Annotated in this window: 16 protein-coding genes; 10 read left to right on the forward strand and 6 right to left on the reverse strand. The window is 71.5% G+C overall.

The annotated features are described in order from the left end of the window. Positions 1–1107, forward strand: a 1107-nt coding sequence (locus ACE3O1_RS04295; protein WP_374312777.1) for a CDP-alcohol phosphatidyltransferase, incomplete at its 5' end; no start/stop codon positions are given. A gap of 10 nt (positions 1108–1117) precedes the next feature. On the opposite strand, the gene purU is transcribed toward ACE3O1_RS04295, so the two are convergent. From purU to ACE3O1_RS04310, 3 genes are all read right to left on the reverse strand, one after another. Next, entirely contained in the window at positions 1118–1996 is an 879-nt protein-coding gene (purU, locus tag ACE3O1_RS04300; protein WP_374312779.1) for a formyltetrahydrofolate deformylase, read from the reverse strand. A gap of 34 nt (positions 1997–2030) precedes the next feature. Then, entirely contained in the window at positions 2031–3575 is a 1545-nt protein-coding gene (locus tag ACE3O1_RS04305; protein ID WP_374312781.1) for a peptide MFS transporter, read from the reverse strand. Between the two features lie 62 nt (positions 3576–3637). Further along, positions 3638–5044: an MFS transporter gene (locus ACE3O1_RS04310; RefSeq protein WP_374312783.1), complete on the reverse strand. Its 1407-nt coding sequence runs from the start codon at positions 5042–5044 to the stop codon at positions 3638–3640. 104 nt (positions 5045–5148) lie between these two features. Between ACE3O1_RS04310 and ACE3O1_RS04315 the strand changes: the two genes are divergently transcribed. From ACE3O1_RS04315 to ACE3O1_RS04345, 7 genes are all read left to right on the forward strand, one after another. Then, a complete protein-coding gene (locus ACE3O1_RS04315; RefSeq protein WP_374312785.1) occupies positions 5149–5862 on the forward strand; it encodes a GNAT family N-acetyltransferase in 714 nt (237 codons plus the stop codon). A gap of 131 nt (positions 5863–5993) precedes the next feature. Further along, entirely contained in the window at positions 5994–6914 is a 921-nt protein-coding gene (locus tag ACE3O1_RS04320) for a cyclase family protein (RefSeq protein WP_374312787.1), read from the forward strand. A gap of 412 nt (positions 6915–7326) precedes the next feature. Continuing rightward, positions 7327–7470, forward strand: coding sequence for a hypothetical protein (locus ACE3O1_RS04325; protein ID WP_374312789.1), 144 nt, complete (start codon positions 7327–7329; stop codon positions 7468–7470). A gap of 73 nt (positions 7471–7543) precedes the next feature. After that, a complete protein-coding gene (gene menC, locus ACE3O1_RS04330; protein ID WP_374312791.1) occupies positions 7544–8677 on the forward strand; it encodes an o-succinylbenzoate synthase in 1134 nt (377 codons plus the stop codon). Then, complete coding sequence (locus ACE3O1_RS04335) at positions 8674–9570, forward strand: hypothetical protein (protein ID WP_374312794.1); 897 nt, start codon at positions 8674–8676, stop codon at positions 9568–9570. The genes menC and ACE3O1_RS04335 overlap by 4 nt, the downstream gene beginning before the upstream one ends. 73 nt (positions 9571–9643) lie before the next feature. After that, on the forward strand, positions 9644–9802 hold the full coding sequence (locus tag ACE3O1_RS04340; protein ID WP_374312796.1) for a hypothetical protein: 159 nt from the start codon (positions 9644–9646) through the stop codon (positions 9800–9802). Positions 9803–9829: 27 nt separating this feature from the next. Further along, positions 9830–11152 (forward strand): alpha-hydroxy-acid oxidizing protein, encoded by a 1323-nt coding sequence (locus ACE3O1_RS04345; protein WP_374312798.1) that lies wholly within the window; start codon positions 9830–9832, stop codon positions 11150–11152. 373 nt (positions 11153–11525) lie between these two features. Here the strand turns inward: ACE3O1_RS04345 and ACE3O1_RS04350 are convergent, their stop codons facing one another. Further along, on the reverse strand, positions 11526–11978 hold the full coding sequence (locus ACE3O1_RS04350) for a hypothetical protein (protein WP_374312800.1): 453 nt from the start codon (positions 11976–11978) through the stop codon (positions 11526–11528). A gap of 390 nt (positions 11979–12368) precedes the next feature. Between ACE3O1_RS04350 and ACE3O1_RS04355 the strand changes: the two genes are divergently transcribed. Beyond that, the gene (locus ACE3O1_RS04355) at positions 12369–13754 is read left to right on the forward strand and encodes a glycine--tRNA ligase (RefSeq protein ID WP_374312802.1); all 1386 of its coding nucleotides are present in this window, start codon (positions 12369–12371) and stop codon (positions 13752–13754) included. A 134-nt stretch (positions 13755–13888) separates the two neighbouring features. Here ACE3O1_RS04355 and ACE3O1_RS04360 read toward each other — a convergent pair whose 3' ends face one another. Next, positions 13889–14305, reverse strand: coding sequence for a DUF1801 domain-containing protein (locus tag ACE3O1_RS04360; RefSeq protein WP_374312804.1), 417 nt, complete (start codon positions 14303–14305; stop codon positions 13889–13891). Then, positions 14305–14886 (reverse strand): HhH-GPD-type base excision DNA repair protein, encoded by a 582-nt coding sequence (locus tag ACE3O1_RS04365; protein WP_374312806.1) that lies wholly within the window; start codon positions 14884–14886, stop codon positions 14305–14307. Before ACE3O1_RS04365 ends, ACE3O1_RS04360 begins: the two co-directional genes overlap by 1 nt. A 73-nt stretch (positions 14887–14959) precedes the next feature. Between ACE3O1_RS04365 and hemG the strand changes: the two genes are divergently transcribed. Then, on the forward strand, positions 14960–16411 hold the full coding sequence (gene hemG / locus ACE3O1_RS04370) for a protoporphyrinogen oxidase (protein WP_374312808.1): 1452 nt from the start codon (positions 14960–14962) through the stop codon (positions 16409–16411). Positions 16412–16457: the final 46 nt, after the last annotated feature.

Below are 16457 nucleotides of genomic sequence, written 5' to 3' on the forward strand. Positions count from 1 at the left end.
GTCGGCGCCCAGGTGGCACCGGGAGCGCCCGTTGCGGCATCCGCGTCCGCGGGCGAACTGGTGGCCTCGACCGAGCGCGCCCTCGCGAGCGCGCGAGAGCTGCAGGCCTTCGAGCGCGCGATCCGCTCCGACCGGCTCGACGGCGTGCCCGCCGGCGAGCTGTTCGCGGCGCTCGAGGGCAAGGACGTCGTGATCGCGTTCGTCGAGAGCTACGGGCGGGTCGCACTCGAGCCGGCTGCCTTCACCGAACCGGTGCGGCGTCAGCTCGACGAAGGAGCCACGACCCTCGCGAACGAGGGGTTCGCCGCGCGCAGCGCCTTCCTCGCCTCGCCCACGTTCGGAGGGGTGAGCTGGCTCGCCCACGCGACCCTCCAGAGCGGCGTGTGGGCGGACTCCCCGCAGAAGTACGAGAAGCTCCTCGGCACGGATCGCCGCACGCTGAGCGAGCTGTTCGGTGCGTCCGGCTGGCACACCATCTCGGTGGTGCCGTCGAACGAGCGCCCGTGGGAGGTGGGGCGCGCGTTCTACGGATTCGACACGATGCTCGACGAGCGCAATATGGGATACCGCGGTCCGCAGTTCGGCTATGCGCACATGCCCGATCAGTTCACGTGGAGCGTGTACCACGACCGTCGCGCCGAGCTGGCGGGGCCCGTCATGGCCGAGATCGACCTCGTCACCTCGCACACACCGTGGACGCCGCTGCCGCGCCCGGTGCCGTGGTCGCAGCTCGGCGACGGCCGGGTCTTCGCGCCGCAGGCGGCCGCGGGTGAGGCCGCGGCCGAGGTGTGGGGCGACCGGGAGCGGGTGCGCGAGCTCTACGGCGAGTCCGTGGCGTACACGCTGGGTGCGACCTTCTCGTACCTCGCGACGCTCGAGCAGCCCGACCTCGTGCTCGTGCTCGTCGGCGATCATCAGCCGTGGCAGATCGTCAGCGGGGAGGATGCCGGTCGCGACGTGCCCGTCACGATCATCGCGCAGGATCCCGCCGTGTTCGACGCGATCGCGTCGTGGGGCTGGCAGGAGGGCCTGCATCCGTCCCCGTCGGCGCCGGTGTGGCGCATGGACGAGTTCCGCGACCGGTTCGTCGACGCGTTCAGCGACTGACCCTCGCGCCTCAGAACACGATCGTGTGGTTGCCGTGGCGGATGACGCGATCCTGCGCGTGCCACAGCACGGCGCGCGAGAGCACCTGGCGCTCGACGTCCGAGCCGCGGCGGACGAGCTCCTGCAGGCTGTCGCCGTGCGTAACGCGCACGATGTCCTGCTCGATGATCGGACCCTCGTCGAGGTCGTCCGTGACGTAGTGGGAGGTCGCGCCGATCAGCTTGACGCCGCGCTCCTTGGCCTTCTTGTACGGCTCGGCGCCGATGAACGCGGGCAGGAACGAGTGGTGGATGTTGATCACCGGCACCGCCAGCTTCTCGAGGAAGTCCGCCGAGAGGATCTGCATGTAGCGCGCGAGCACGACGAAGTCGACGTTGCCCGCCAGCAGCTTCACGATCTCCGCCTCGGACGCCGACTTGTCGGGTCCGGGCGTGGACGGAACGTGGAAGAACGGCACCCCGAACGAGCGCACGTCCTCGGCCGCGGTGGTGTGGTTCGAGATCACCATCGGGATCGTCACGGGCAGGTCGCCCCGACGGTGGCGCCACAGCAGGTCGAGCAGGCAGTGGTCCTGCTTCGACGCGAGGATCGCCATCCGCTTCGGCACCGACTGGTCCGTGAGCGACCACTGCAGATCGAATCCCTCGCCCAGCGTGCGATCGAGGTCGGCCTCGATTCCGGGAATCGCCGCCGACAGGTCGGGGCGGTGGAACACCACGCGCTGGAAGTACGCGCCGCCGATCGGGTCGTCGGAGTACTGGTCGAACGCCACGATGTTGCCGTTGTTGCGCGTGATCAGGGCCGACACCGCCGCCACGATGCCGGGCCGGTCGCTGCCGTGGACGATCAGGCAGGCGTGGTCGGGCAGGAGGTGCGGGGATGCGGCCATGCGTCGATTCTGCCCTGTCCGGCCAGCATGCCCGCTACCGCACGCCCCGCATCAGGCGCAGCACCGGCTTGACGGCGAGGAGCAGGCCGACCCCGACGAGGATCGCGAGACCTCCGAGGATCGTGAAGTACGGCACCTCGTTCTCAGCGTCGTAATAGCCCGCGACGATGCCCGACACCGACGTGCCGAGGGCGACCGACAGGAAGAACAGCGCCACCATCTGCGTGTGGACCTTCTCCGGCGCCAGCTTCGTCGTCACCGACAGTCCGATGGGGGAGACGAGCAGCTCGGCGACGGTGAACACGAGGAGGATGCCGACCATCGCCAGCAGCGGCGTGGAGTTCTCGCCGCCACCCGCGAACGGCAGGAACAGGAGGAACGCGCACCCCATGAGGATCGTGCCCACACCGAACTTCACCGGCGTCGAAGGCTGACGGTCTCCGAGCTTGGTCCAGATGGCCGCGAAGACTCCCGACAGCACGATGATGAACACGGGATTGATCGACTGCACCCACTCAGGAGGCATCGTGAGACCGAAGATCGTGCGATCGAGCTTGCTCTCGGAGTACACCGGAACGACGGTGAACTGCTGTTGATAGAGCGACCAGAACGCGGTCGACGTGACGAAGAGCGGGATGAAGCCGAACACGCGCGAGCGCTCATCGGGCGTGATGAGCTTGCTGGTCAGGACCACCGCGAAGTAGGCGATCGCCGCAGCCAACGTGACGATGGCGACGGATGCCGACAGGTTGTCCGCATTGATGATCCCGCTCAGCACCAGCGCGGCGATCGCGGCGATGCCGACGAGGGCGACACCGACCGCGACCGGGTAGCGCTTCCTCGGCAGCGGGTTGGGGATGACCCGTGACTGCGGCGGAAGCGATGTGCGGCCGAAGGAGTACTGCAGGAGCCCGAGGCCCATTCCGATCGCGGCGACGAGGAAAGCCCAGTGGAAGCCGGCGACGTCCCGGACGGCGCCGGTGATGATCGGCCCGAAGAACGCACCGAGGTTGATCCCCAGATAGAAGAGGGAGAAGCCCGCATCCCGCCGCGGGTCCTTGGCCGAGTACAGCGTGCCCACCACTGAGGTCGCGTTCGCCTTCAGGCCGCCCGAACCCAGTGCGACGAGAACCAGGCCGACCCCGACGCCGGCGAAACCGGGGATCGCAGCCAGCGCGACATGCCCCGCCATGATCACGATGGCGCTGAAGAACAGGACCCGCTCCGACCCGAGCAGGCGGTCGGCCAGCCACGCACCGAGGATGGTGCAGAGGTAGACCGTGCCGCCATACGCCCCGATGATGCCGAGCGCAGTCGCCTGCGGAAGACCCAGTCCACCCTCGCTGACCGAGAAGTAGAGGTAGTAGGTCATCACGACCTGCATGCCGTAGAAGCTGAAACGCTCCCACATCTCGACGCCGAAGATGTGGGCGAGCGCCCACGGTTGGCCGAAGAACCGGGTGTCGTGGTCCGCGCCGTCCCCGAGCTCCGCCGTGGCCGTCGTGGCCGCCGCGGCAATCGCGCCGTCGGGCGGTCCGACCGGCACCTGCTCGGTCTCTCGATCGTCGCGGTGATCCATGGCTGCTCCCGTCGCCGCCCCCCGGTGGATGAGGTCAGGGTAGCGGGCGAGGTCTGCCGTCGTCAGTACCCCTCGGGGAGGGACGGATGCCGCTCCTCGGCCGAGTGCCGGCGCGGGATGAACAGCGCCACGGCGAGCGCCATCACGGCGGCCGCCCCGCCGAGCACGAACGACAGCTGGAATGCGGTGAACGTGGGAACCGGCATCCCACCGGCGTCGATCGTGTAGGTGGCCAGCACTGCGCCGATCACCGCCGCGGCGGTGCTCGTGCCGAGGGAGCGGAAGAGGGCGTTGAGGCCGTTCGAGGCGCCGGTCTCGGACTGCGGCACCGACCTCATGATGAGCATCGGCATCGCCGCGTAGCCGAACCCGATTCCCGCGCCGATGAGGATGTTCGCGACCACGAGCTGCCACACCTCGCTCGAGAAGAGCAGCGTGAAGCCGTACGCGAGGATGAGCGAGATCGCGCCGAGCACGAGCAGGAGCTTCGGTCCGACGGTGCGGGCGAGGCGGCCGGAGAACGGCGAGAGCAGCATCATCACGACGCCCGCCGGCATCACCACGAAGCTGGCCGCGAGCAGCGACAGGCCGAATCCGCCCGTGGCGACGGGGAGCTCCAGCATCTGCGGGTACACGACGTTCGACGCGAACAGCGAGAAGCCCATTGCGATCGAGGCGATGTTCGTGAGGAGAACCGGCCGCCGCGCGGCGACCCGCAGATCGAGGAGCGGCTCGGCGATGCGCAGCTCGTACCAGCCCCACACCAGCAGCACGACGACCCCGCCGAGCCCCATCGCGAGCACGGCGGGCGAGGTCCAGCCCCACTCGTTGCCGCGCGACACGGCGAGCAGGATGCCGAGGAGTCCGAGGCTGAGTCCCGCAGCGCCGACGTAGTCGAACCGGCCGGCGGTGCGCAGCACGCTCACCGGCACGATCCACAGGACGAGGATGAACACCACCGCGCCCAGCCCCGCCGCGACCCAGAACAGCACATGCCAGTCGCTGCGCTCGGTGATGAATGCGCTGATCGGCAGGCCGAGCGCGCCGCCGACCCCGAGGGTCGCACTGATGAGCGCGATCGCGGTGTCGACGCGGTTCTCGTGCAGCACGTCGCGCAGGATCGAGATGCCCAGCGGCACGACGCCCACGACCGCGCCCTGCAGGGCGCGGCCCACGATGATCCCGATGATGCCGGGTGAGAGCGCCGCGATCACGGACCCCAGGACCAGCAGGGCCAGCAGCACGAGGACGATCCGCCGCTTGCCGTACATGTCGCCCAGGCGCCCCGAGATCGGCGTGATGATCGCGGCGGCGAGGAGCGTCGAGGTCACGACCCACGCGGTGTCCTCGCGGCTGGCGTCTAGCAGCTCCGGCAGCTTCGACTGGATCGGCACGACCAGCGTGAACATGAACGACGACGCCAGCCCCGCGATCGCCAGGACCGCCACGATCGCGCCCTGTCGGGGCATCCGGGTGAGTCTTCTTCGTTCGTCCTCATCCCGCGCAGCCATCCCTCCAGGCTATCCGCGCCGGAAGCACGCGGCGCCGGGCCGACCGGGTGCAGACTGGTCGCATGGCCGAGACCGAGACCCCGCCCGGCATCGACATCCGGGCACTCGACACCGTCGACGAGGTGCACCGGGCCTCGCAGGTGCTCGCCGAGGTGTGGGGCGGCGACAACGGGGGCATGCCGCCGAACCTGCTCCGCGCACTGGCGCACTCGGGCAACTACGCCGTCGGGCTGTACGACGGCGAACGCATGGTCGGGGCATCCGTCGCCTTCTTCGCCGCGCCCGCGGCGCGCTCGATGCACAGCCACATCACGGGCGTGCTTCCCGGGCTGCAGAGCCGCGGGCTCGGCCGTGCGCTCAAGCAGCACCAGCGCGAGTGGGCGCTGGACCGCGACGTCGGGCACATCACGTGGACGTTCGACCCGCTCGTCGCGCGCAACGCCCACTTCAATCTGCGGACGCTCGGCACCCGCGTGACCGAGTACCTCGTCGACCACTACGGCCCCATGGACGACGGCGTCAACCGCGGCGACGAGACCGATCGCGTCATGGTGTCGTGGGCGCTCGCCGCCCCGCCTGCCCCGACGCCCGAGGGCGATGCGGTCGTCGCCTCGGTCGCGGTGCCGCACGACATCGAGGCCATGCGCCGGGAGGCGCCCGCGGTTGCCGCGGCCTGGCGCATCCGCGTGCGCGAGGACATCCTCGCCCGTCTGGCCGACGGCCTCGTGATCGGCGGGTTCGACGACGAGCGCGGGTATCTGTTCGTCCGCCCGTGACGCTTCCGTCGCGGCCGTTCGCCCATGGGTGAGGAGATCTCGGTGAGGTGAGGACGATTCGGCAGGATTCCTCCTCGTCTCGGCGTTTCTCCTCATCTCGCGCGGCGCCGGCCCGCCCCTAGGCTCGCGTCATGCCCGACTATCGCGCCCACTTCGACTTCGACATCCGCTTCGCGAACGGCGGGGATCTCTCGGGCACGGGCTTCCGGCTCGATCTGCCGTCGGCCGATCCGTCCGAGGCCGAGATCGGCCGCCTGCTCGTGCAGCACCTCGGACTCGCGCTCGTCGACGAGGTCGAGCTGCGGGGTCTGCGCATCGTCGAGGAGCCGCACCGCGGCAGCCGCGGGATCGGGGCGGACGCACCCGTCGTCGCCGCCGCGACTCGCGTGGTCGACCTGAGCCATCCGATCCGCGCCGGGCTCGTCACCTACCCGGGGCTGCCGGCGCCGACGATCACGCCGCACCTCACCCGCGAGGACTCGCGCGCGAGGTACGCGCCCGGCACGGAGTTCGCGATGGACATCCTGACGATGATCGGCAACACCGGCACCTACCTCGACAGCCCGTTCCACCGCTACGCGGAGGGGCCCGATCTCGCCGGGCTCGACCTCTCGTCGCTCGTCGGCCTGCGCGCCGAGGTCTTCCACCTAGAGGATGCCTGGACGCCCGAGCGCCGCGGCATCCGTCCCGAAACCCTCGCCGATCGCGACGTCCGAGGCGCAGCGGTGCTGCTGCACACGGGCTGGGACCGCTGGTTCGGCCGCCCCGAGTACGGGGCCGGTGCGCCGTTCCTGACCGGCGAGGGCGCGCAGTGGCTGATCGACGCGGGGGCCGCGCTCGTGGGCATCGACTCGCTCAACATCGACGACACCGAGTCGGGCGGAGAGCGTCCCGCCCACAGCCTGCTGCTCGGCGCGGCCGTGCACGTGGTCGAGCACCTCACGAATCTGGGCGAGCTGCCGCCGCGCGGCGCGCGGTTCACCGCCGCCCCGCCGGCCGTGGAGGGATTCGGCACGTTCCCCGTGCGCGCCTTCGCCGAGCTCCCCGCCTGAGCCGCGCCGAGCCTTTGCCCCTGGGCGCACAACTCCTGCATTTCCGGACCTCGGGCGCCGTCTCGGCGGTGCCGGCTCGCCCGACTTCGACCTCCGCGTGGGCGCATAACTCCTGCATTTCCGACACCCCGCGCCGGCCGGGCGGTGAAATCACGGGCGTCGACGGCCCGTCCGGCTCGAAGTGCAGGAGTTATGCGCCGCTGCCGGGCGGCGGCGGAGCCTCCGGATCCTGGGCAGCGGCCGCCGGCCCGACACGAAAGTGCAGGAGTTATGCGCCGTCGCGCGAGGCGAGGCGAGGCGAGGCGAGGCAGGCGCGGCGACGGGGGAGCGGAAGGCGGCCCCGGGCGGAGGTATCTGGCGGCGTCGACCGCGCTCCTCATCTGCAGACACGCCACGCAGACAGGGGAAGATCATGCGCGAACACATCGAGATCCTGATGGTCGGCCTCGCCGCCGCCCTCCGCCGGGACGGCCGCCGAGCCGCCCGTCGCCGTGGTCCGCGCCGGGCGCGCGGCACGTTCGTGCCCGCCGTGCCCGAGATGCGCCTGGCGCACTGAGGCCCGCCGTGCCCGCCGTGCCGGAGATGCGTCTGGCGCACTGAGGCCGACTGGGCGGGCGTAGCCTGAGCGCATGCCCATCGCCTCCGCCGCGGCATCCGTCGCCCTCGAAGGCTTCGAGCTGAGGGTGCTGCACCTGCCGCTCGTCGCGCCGTTCACCACGTCCTTCGGCACCGAGACGGTGCGTGAGGTCATCGTCGTCCGAGCACTGACCGCGGACGGCGACGGCTGGGGCGAGATCGTGACGATGGCGGCCCCGCTGTACTCCAGCGAATACACCCGCAGCGCGTGGGACGTCGCCCTGCGCTGGCTCGCCCCCGCCCTGCTCGACCGGGGCCGCCTCGCCCCGGAGGAGGTCGCCGCGACCCTGGCGCCGTTCATCGGGCACCGGATGGTCAAGGCCGGCCTCGAGCTCGCCGTGCTCGACGCGGCGCTGCGCAGCGAAGGCCGCGCGCTCGGCGAGTATCTCGGAGCGGTGCGCGACCGCGTGCCCAGCGGCGTCTCGGTCGGGATCCAGCGCGATCCGGCCGCCCTCGTCGACGCCGTCGGCGGCTACCTCGACGAGGGGTACGTCCGTATCAAGATCAAGATCAAGCCCGGTCGCGACATCGCCGACACGGCCGCCGTGCGCGATGCGTTCGGCGGGATCATGCTCCAGGTGGACGCGAACTCGGCCTACACGCTCGCCGACGCCGACACCCTGGCGGAGCTCGACAGATTCGACCTTCTTCTCATCGAGCAGCCGCTGCAGGAGGATGACCTCGTCGACCACGCCGCCCTCGCCCGACGCCTGCGCACTCGCGTATGCCTCGACGAGTCGATCGTGTCGGCCAAGGCCGCGGCCGACGCGCTCGCGCTGGGCGCGGCATCCGTCATCAACATCAAGGCGGGCCGCGTCGGCGGCTACCTCGAGGCGGTCGCGATCCACGACCTGTGCCGGGATGCCGGTATCCCGGTGTGGTGCGGAGGCATGCTCGAGACCGGAATCGGCCGAGCGGCCAACGCCGCCCTCGCGGCCCTGCCCGGCTTCACGCTTCCAGGCGACGTCTCGGCGTCGAGCCGGTTCTACACGCGCGACATCGTCACCGAGCCCGCGGTGCTGGAGGACGGGCACGTGCGCGTGCCCACGGGGCACGGGCTCGGCGTCGACATCGATCCGGTCGCCCTGGAGGACTTCACGGTGGCACGAGAGACGCTCACGCGGTGAACCCGCCGCGCGGGCCCAGGGTCGCCGCGGCCGTCCTGATCGCGGCGGTGCTTGCCGGGCTGGCCGCGTGCGCTCCGCCCGCCGCTCCCGGCGCGACGCCCGGCCCCGATCTGCCCGACGGGATCACCGTGGAGCTGCAGCAGCTGCGCTCCGACGTCGCGGCGCGTCAGGCGGAGGTGCTCGTGACCAACGGCACCGACCAGACCCTGGTCGTCGGCACGGTCGAGATGGAGGACCCCCGCTTCGACGCGGCCGCGACGCGGGTCGCCGTCCGCGACAGCACGATCCCGCCTGGCCGCAGCGTCGGCATCCGCATCCAGCTCCCGCCCGCCGCCTGCGACGACGTCCCGGCATCCGCGACGGCGACCGTGAGCCTCGACTACACGCTGGGCGACACCGGGGGCCGGGCGTCGGTGCCCATCGACGACCCGCTCGACTTCGTCGCGCCGCTGCACGAACGAGAGTGCCGGGTCGTGCTGCTCTCGGCCGCAGCCGACGTCGCCTTCACGGGTTTCGAGGCGTCGCCGCCCGGCCGGCCGGCGACGCTCGAGCTCACCATCACGCCCACGGGCGCGGGCAACGCCGCCATCCGCTCGATCCAGACCACCAACCTCCTGACGTTCGCGGCGGCCGGAGGAGATACCGCGGACGCGCACGCGCTCGACGTCGAGCTGACGCCCGGTGCCACCGAGCCCGTCGCGGTCGCCCTCCCGCTCGTTCCGCTGCGATGCGATCCGCACGCCGTGCAGGAGGACAAGCGGGGAACGATCTTCGACCTCGGGGTCGAGATCGACGGCGAGCCCGGGGAGATCGAGCTGGCCGCCTCGGAGGACATGCGCGGGGAGATCCTCACCTGGGTCGCCGACTGGTGCGGCTTCGGGTCCCAGCCCTGAGCTCTTCCGGAGCGTCCGCGCCCCGCTTGTCAAGACCCTGCAACGCGGCCCGGCGGGGCGTCACAGTGGGAGCATGACCGGACTCGCAGTCATTCTCCTCGTCGTCGGCATCGTGCTGCTGCTCCTCGGCCTCTTCATCGAAGCCGCGAAGTTCCTGCTGTGGATCGGCGTCGTCATCATCGTGATCGCCGTGATCGCCTGGCTGATGCGGTTCATCCGCCGCCAGACCTGATCCCCGCTCCCCGCCTAGGGTGGGGGCATGGTCAGCAGCGTCGCTCCCGTCGATCCCGCCGCGGCGCGCGGCATCTCGCGCCGCGCCCAGTCCCAGGTGTACCGCGCCGGCATCAGCGGAGCCCGGCCGCGCGTTCCGGTCGACGCCGCCGCCCTCGAGGCCGCGGCGCGGAAGGCAGTCAGCGCGGAGGCATTCGCCTACATCGCCGGCGGGGCCGGTGCCGAACGCACCACTCGCGCCAACGCCGCCGCGTTCGAGCGCTGGCAGATCTGGCCACGCCCGCTGCGGGACGTCTCGGCGCGCGACCTGTCCGTCGACTTCCTCGGACGCCGCCGCCCCACCCCGCTCCTGCTGGCACCGCTCGGGGTGATGGAGATGGCGCACGCCGACGCCGACCTCGCGGTCGCGCGGGCCGCGGCCACGCTCGGCGTGCCGTACACCCTGTCGAACCAGGCCTCCTTCCCCATGGAGGCGGTGGCGGATGCCGCGCCCGGCGGATCCCGGCTGTTCCAGCTCTACTGGTCGGCCGACGACGACCTCAACGCCTCGCTGCTGCGCCGGGCGGAGGCATCCGGGTGCGAAGCCGTCGTCGTGACGCTCGACACCCACCTGCTCGGCTGGCGCACGCGCGATCTCGACCTGGCGTACCTGCCGTTCACACGCGGCATGGGGATCGCGCAGTACACGAGCGATCCGGTGTTCCAGCAGCTCGTGCGCGAGCGGGTGAGGAGGGGATCGGATGCCGCGGCCCCCGCGATCAGGCTCACCCCGAAGACGGTCGCGGCCGGTGTGAAGATCGCACGCAAGGGTTCCGCACTCACCGGCGCCGGGCTGCGTGAGAGCCTGCGCTCGCCGCTGCCCCGCGCCGCGGTGGAGACGTTCCTCGACGTGTTCTCGACGCCCGCGCTCACGTGGGACGACCTCGCCCGGGCGCGCGAGTGGACGAGCCTGCCGATCCTGCTGAAGGGCATCGTCCACCCCGACGACGCCGCGCGTGCTCTCGACGCGGGAGCCGACGGCGTGTGGGTGTCGAACCACGGGGGACGCCAGATCGACCAGTCCGTGCCGACGCTGGACGCGCTGCCGGCCGTCGTGGAGCGTGTGGACGGACGTGTGCCGGTGGTGTTCGACTCGGGCGTGCGGCAGGGATCCGACGCGTTCATCGCCCTCGCCCTGGGCGCGACGGTCGTCGCGCTGGGTCGCCCGTACGCCTACGGGCTCGGGGTCGCGGGGGAGGAGGGCGTGCGGGAAGTGGTGCGCAACGTGCTCGCCGAACTCGACATCACCCTCGGCCTGTCGGGGCACACCGCGATCGACGAGGTCGGCCGGGGCGCCCTGCGACCGGCCTGACGCACCGCCGCCGCTGGTGGCGCGGTGCCGAGCCACCCGAGGTGCCCGACACCGCGCCGAAGACCTGATTCCTCCGAATGAAGGGGGCACTCGGAAGGGTCCTCGATGGGGGGACCCCGAACCGCCGCCGGTATGACGCCATGACCGATGCGGGTCGGATCCGGTTCGCCGGAAGGAAGTCTGTGCGCTCCGCGTCACGTTCGTGGCCGACGCGACTCTTGGTATCTGAGACGACGCGATCGGACCTCCCAGCCGACCTCGTGCGTCACTCTCCCAGGGGTTGACGAAGTCCCCCGTTGCTGGAGGCCGGAGTTTTCCCAGACCCGGCCTCCAGCGACATCCCGCGGTCGCCGGCGGACGGCTGCGCCGGCCGCTACGCGAACCCGTTGCGGGACTGCACGAGCACCTCGGCCACGCGCTCCTTCGTCGTGACCGTGCGGTTCGCGCGCGCCTGGACGATGCCGCTGAGCCGCAGCACGTCGTACAGATAGGGCCGGCGCATGCCGAAGAACGCCTCGAGGTCGTCGAAGGTGAGGAGGCTCGGGAGAGAGCGCGTCAGTTCCGTCACGGCAGCGTGGGGGTCGGGCGGGGCGAGGGATGCCGCGCGTCCGAGGGTGTCGACGTACTCCGCCAGCGGCACGAACCAGCGGTTGCCGACCCGGTAGCCGGGCCGACGGCCCTTCACCAGAACCTGTCGGAAGGAGGCATCCGACATCCCGACGAGCTGCGCTGCGGCCGACACCGTCAGGAACGGGCTCGTGCCCCTCACGTCGGCCGTCCGCATGCTCTCGGCCCGTCGGTCCGGACGCGTCTCCGAGATCGTCATTCATCCTCCTGCGCTCGCGGGCGCCCGTGCGCGCCCGCTAGAGGTGCAGACCCCGGCGCGTCCGGATAATGACGGAACCCCCCCCCCCCCGGCCCGCCGTTGGTTGGGGGGGGGTGGGGGGGCGCCCAGTCCACCCCCCCCGCGCCGCCGAGGAAGGACCCCAGATCCACTCGCTCGACGAGAAAGGACCCCAGACGCCGGACTTGGGGATCCGGCGCATCCTCCCTAGTGAGAGGACGACGAACCACGCCGATGATGACGCGACGGCCGCAGCCGATGCGCACGGGCTCCTCACGGCGTGCGTTCACCCGTGCGCTCAGTAGAATCGACGGATGCCGCGCTCTGCGGCGCAGCGACTCCGCACTCCCCCTCCCGACCATTGGAGCCACCGTGGCCGAGCAGTCCCGCCTCGACAAAGTCATCGCCCTCGCCCGTCACCGCGGGTTCGTGTTCCAGGCCGGTGAGATCTACGGCGGATCCCGCTCGGCCTGGGACTACGGCCCCCTCGGCACGGAGCTCAAGGAGAACATCCGCCGCCAGTGGTGGCAGACCTTCGTGCGTGGACGGGGCGACATGGTCGGCCTCGACTCGTCGATCATCCTGCCGAAGCGCGTGTGGGAGGCATCCGGTCACGTCGCCACCTTCACCGACCCGCTCGTCGAGTGCCTGCAGTGCCACAAGCGCTTCCGCGCCGACAACCTGATCGAGGACTTCGAGGCGCGCAAGGGCCGCAAGGCCGAGAACGGCCTCGCCGACATCCCCTGCCCGAACTGCGGCACGAAGGGCCAGTACACCGAGCCCAAGGCCTTCTCGGGTCTGGTGAAGACCTATCTCGGCGTCGTCGACGACGAGTCCGGGCTGCATTACCTGCGGCCCGAGACCGCACAGGGCATCTTCGTGAACTTCTCGAACGTGCTCACCGCCTCCCGCAAGAAGCCGCCGTTCGGCATCGGCCAGGTCGGCAAGGCGTTCCGCAACGAGATCACGCCGGGGAACTTCATCTTCCGCACGCGCGAGTTCGAGCAGATGGAGATCGAGTTCTTCACGCCGCCCGCTGAGGCGGACACGTGGTTCCAGGCCTGGGTCGAGGACTGCTGGAACTGGTTCGTCGAACTCGGCATCGACCCGGCGAACATGCGGCGCTACGACGTCCCCGAGGACGACCGCGCGCACTACTCCGCCGGCACCATCGACGTGGAGTACCGCTTCGGGTTCCCGGGCAAGGAGTGGGGCGAGCTCATGGGCATCGCCAACCGCACCGACTACGACCTCAGCAGCCACACCGAGGCGTCGGGCCAGAAGCTCCACTATTTCGACCAGGCGTCGGGCTCGACCTACGTCCCGTACGTGATCGAGCCCTCGTTCGGTCTCACCCGCGCGATGATGGCCTTCCTCGTCGACGCGTACCACGAGGAGGAGGCGCCGAACGCGAAGGGCGGCACCGACACCCGCACGGTGCTCAAGCTCGACCCGCGCCTCGCCCCGGTCAAGGCGGCGATCCTGCCGCTGTCGCGCAACGAGCAGCTGTCTCCGATCGCGCGCGAGGTGGCCGAGGAGCTGCGCGGCCAGTGGAACATCGACTTCGACGACGCCGGCGCGATCGGCCGCCGCTACCGCCGTCAGGACGAGATCGGCACCCCGTTCTGCGTCACGGTCGACTTCGACTCGCTCGAGGACCGCGCCGTCACGGTGCGCGACCGCGACACGATGGGCCAGGAGCGCGTCCCGCTCGAGAGCCTGCACGCCTACCTCGCGGAGCGCCTGCGCGGCGCCTGACCGGCCGGGCCGCGGCATCCGTCATCCAGCCCTTGCTCGCGTCCGCAGGAGAAATCCGCCGCACAGGAATCTGACCCCGGCGTCGTCCTGAGGAGCGGATTTCTCCTGTCGGGCGGAGCTCGGCGCCGACGGCGTCAGTCGGTGACCGTGTAGGCCGCGTAGCCGGTGTCGCCGTCGAGCACGCGGCGGTAGTCCGTCGCGATCGCGTCGCGCAGGATGTCGGTGTCCACGGCCTCGAGGTCCTTGAGGTAGAGGCATCCGGCGCCAGTCGTGTGGGGGCCGAGGTCGGCGAAGTCGTGCGCGCCGGCATCGAGCAGGTACACCGTCGTCGCCTGCTTGCGCGGGGCGAACGCCGCGATGGGCACGTCGCCCTCGGTGCCGGTCGGGTAGCGGTAGTGGCACGAGCCGAAGCCGACGATCGTGCCCCACAGCTCGGGCTCGCGCCCGGTGATCTCGCGCATCATCGCGACCATCGTCTCGGCGTCCCTGCGTCGCTTCTCGGGAGTGACCCCTGCGATGAACGCGGCGACGCTGCCGCCCGTCTTCTCCATCAGACGCCTCCTCCGCCCGACTTCGCCGCAGCCTTCATCGCGCGCTTGTGCTCGCGCACCTTCGTCAGCGAGTCCGCCGACACGATGTCGGCGACGCTGCGGAAGCTCCCGTCCTCGCCGTAGGGGGCGGATGCCTCGCGCCAGCCGGCTCCTTCGTACCCGTACTGCTTGCCCAGGAGCGCCAGGAAGATCTTCGCCTTCTGCTCGCCGAACCCGGGAAGCCTCCTCAGCCGGGCGAGCACCTCCCGGCCGTCGGGATCGCCCTGCGTCCAGATGGCCGAGGCGTTTCCGCCCCAGTCCTGCTCGACAGCCGCGCACAGCGACTGGACGCGTCCGGCCATGGACCCGGGGAACCGGTGCACGGCGGGCGTCGCCTTGAACAGCTCGGTGAACGCCTCGGGGTCGAAGCTCGCGATGGCCGCGGCATCCAGCGTCCCGGCGCGCTCCGAGATCTTGAGGGGCCCGGCGAAGGCCGTCTCCATCGCGACCTGCTGGTCGAGCAGCATGCCGATGAGCAGGGCGAGCGGGTCGTCGGTGAGCAGACGGTCGGCGGTCTCGTCGCCCGTGATGTGGAGCGTCATGCCGCCAGTCTCGCACTCGCGCGGCGGCCCGTGCGACCCCTGTGCGGCCTCGCGCGGATGGGAGGATGGGAGGATGCCGGACACCCCCGCACCCTTCGACGACCTCGTGACGCACGCCCGTGAGACGCGGGTGATCGTCGTCGGCGGCGGCATCGCCGGGCTCGTCGCGGCGTGGGAGTGCGCCAAGGTCGGGATGCCGGTCACCCTGCTCGAGGCGTCCGATGCGCTCGGGGGGACGATCGCGTCGGCCGAGGTCGCCGGGCTGCACCTCGACGCGGGCGCCAGCTGCTGGACAGCGGGCGGACCGGCCCGTGATCTCGTCGACGAGCTCGGCCTCGGCGAGCGCGTGGTGACTCCGCGCGACGACCGCACGTGGATCGCGGGGCTGCCGAAGGGCGGAGCGGCTCCCGTGCCGCCGCAGTCGGTCCTCGGCATCCCCGCGAATCCGTGGGATGAAGCGGCGCGCCGCTTCATCGGCTGGCGCGGCGCCTGGCGCGCGTACCTCGACCGCCTCCGCCCGCCTCTCACGATCGGCAAGGAGCTCAACCTCGCCCGGCTCGTCCGCACGCGGATGGGAGACGCGGTGCTCGACCGGATGGTCGCGCCGCTCAGCGTCGGCCGGTTCGCCGTCGCGCCCGATCGCGTCGACGTCTCAGCCGCGGCACCGGGTCTCAGCTCGGCGCTCACGCGCACCGGTTCGCTCGGCGGCGCTGTCGCCGACCTGCTCGTGGACCGCGCCGGTCCCGCCGTGGAGTCCCTCGAGGGCGGCCTGGCCGCGCTCGTCGACGCACTGGTCGCGCGGCTGGGCGATCTCGGCGCCGACCTCGTCACCGGCGTCCGGGTCGACGCGATCGAGCGGACGCCCGAGGGGTGGCGGGCCCTGGACGGCTCCGAGGAGCTCGCCGCCGCCGACCTGGTCATCGTCGCGGCCGGTCCCTCCGACGCGGCGCGTCTGCTCGTCCCGCACGCCGGCGACGCGGTGACGCAGATGACGGATGCCTCGTCCTCGCGCGAGATCGTGACGCTCGTGGTCGACGCGCCGGCGCTCGACGGGGCGCCGCGCGGTGCGCAGGTCTACGCGGTGCCGGGATCCGGCCGGGCCTCCGGGCTCGTCCACGCGACGGCTCGGTGGGAGTGGCTCGCGCAGGCCGCCGGGCCAGGACGGCACGTGCTGCACGTCGCCTTCGACCGGCCGGCCGGCGACGCGGGCGAGCAGGCGCTGGGCGACGCCGAGCTCGTCACGATCGCGCGGGAGGAGGCATCCGCTCTCTTGGGCGTCGCGCTCGACGACGGCGATGTCCGGGGGTGGCATCGTGCGAGGTACGCCCTCGCGCTTCCCGCCTCGGCGCTCGGACACGACGACCACGCGGCCGCCGTGCGCGCGTCGGTGGCGGCCGTGCCCGGTCTCGCGGCGGCGGGGGGATGGCTCTCCGGCAGCGGGCTCTCCCGGGTCGTCGCCGCGGCGCGCGACGAGGCCGACCGCGTGCGCGGGGCGGCGCTCTGGGGTGGGTCGCCCCGCGATTGAAGGTGCCATGACCGCCGTTGTCAAGAGCGGATGCCGGAATCGGAAT

This window comes from Microbacterium sp. (assembly GCF_041909575.1).
GTDB lineage: Bacteria > Actinomycetota > Actinomycetes > Actinomycetales > Microbacteriaceae > Microbacterium.

Excerpts from the sequence above, each read along its gene's own strand:
- purU (WP_374312779.1), bottom strand. The coding sequence starts at position 1,996 with ATGGCCGCATCCCCGCACCTCCTGCCCGACCACGCCTGCCTGATCGTC.
- ACE3O1_RS04305 (WP_374312781.1), bottom strand. The coding sequence starts at position 3,575 with ATGGATCACCGCGACGATCGAGAGACCGAGCAGGTGCCGGTCGGACCG.
- ACE3O1_RS04310 (WP_374312783.1), bottom strand. The coding sequence starts at position 5,044 with ATGCCCCGACAGGGCGCGATCGTGGCGGTCCTGGCGATCGCGGGGCTG.
- ACE3O1_RS04315 (WP_374312785.1), top strand. The coding sequence starts at position 5,149 with ATGGCCGAGACCGAGACCCCGCCCGGCATCGACATCCGGGCACTCGAC.
- ACE3O1_RS04320 (WP_374312787.1), top strand. The coding sequence starts at position 5,994 with ATGCCCGACTATCGCGCCCACTTCGACTTCGACATCCGCTTCGCGAAC.
- ACE3O1_RS04325 (WP_374312789.1), top strand. The coding sequence starts at position 7,327 with ATGCGCGAACACATCGAGATCCTGATGGTCGGCCTCGCCGCCGCCCTC.
- menC (WP_374312791.1), top strand. The coding sequence starts at position 7,544 with ATGCCCATCGCCTCCGCCGCGGCATCCGTCGCCCTCGAAGGCTTCGAG.
- ACE3O1_RS04340 (WP_374312796.1), top strand. The coding sequence starts at position 9,644 with ATGACCGGACTCGCAGTCATTCTCCTCGTCGTCGGCATCGTGCTGCTG.
- ACE3O1_RS04345 (WP_374312798.1), top strand. The coding sequence starts at position 9,830 with ATGGTCAGCAGCGTCGCTCCCGTCGATCCCGCCGCGGCGCGCGGCATC.
- ACE3O1_RS04350 (WP_374312800.1), bottom strand. The coding sequence starts at position 11,978 with ATGACGATCTCGGAGACGCGTCCGGACCGACGGGCCGAGAGCATGCGG.
- ACE3O1_RS04360 (WP_374312804.1), bottom strand. The coding sequence starts at position 14,305 with ATGGAGAAGACGGGCGGCAGCGTCGCCGCGTTCATCGCAGGGGTCACT.
- ACE3O1_RS04365 (WP_374312806.1), bottom strand. The coding sequence starts at position 14,886 with ATGACGCTCCACATCACGGGCGACGAGACCGCCGACCGTCTGCTCACC.
- hemG (WP_374312808.1), top strand. The coding sequence starts at position 14,960 with ATGCCGGACACCCCCGCACCCTTCGACGACCTCGTGACGCACGCCCGT.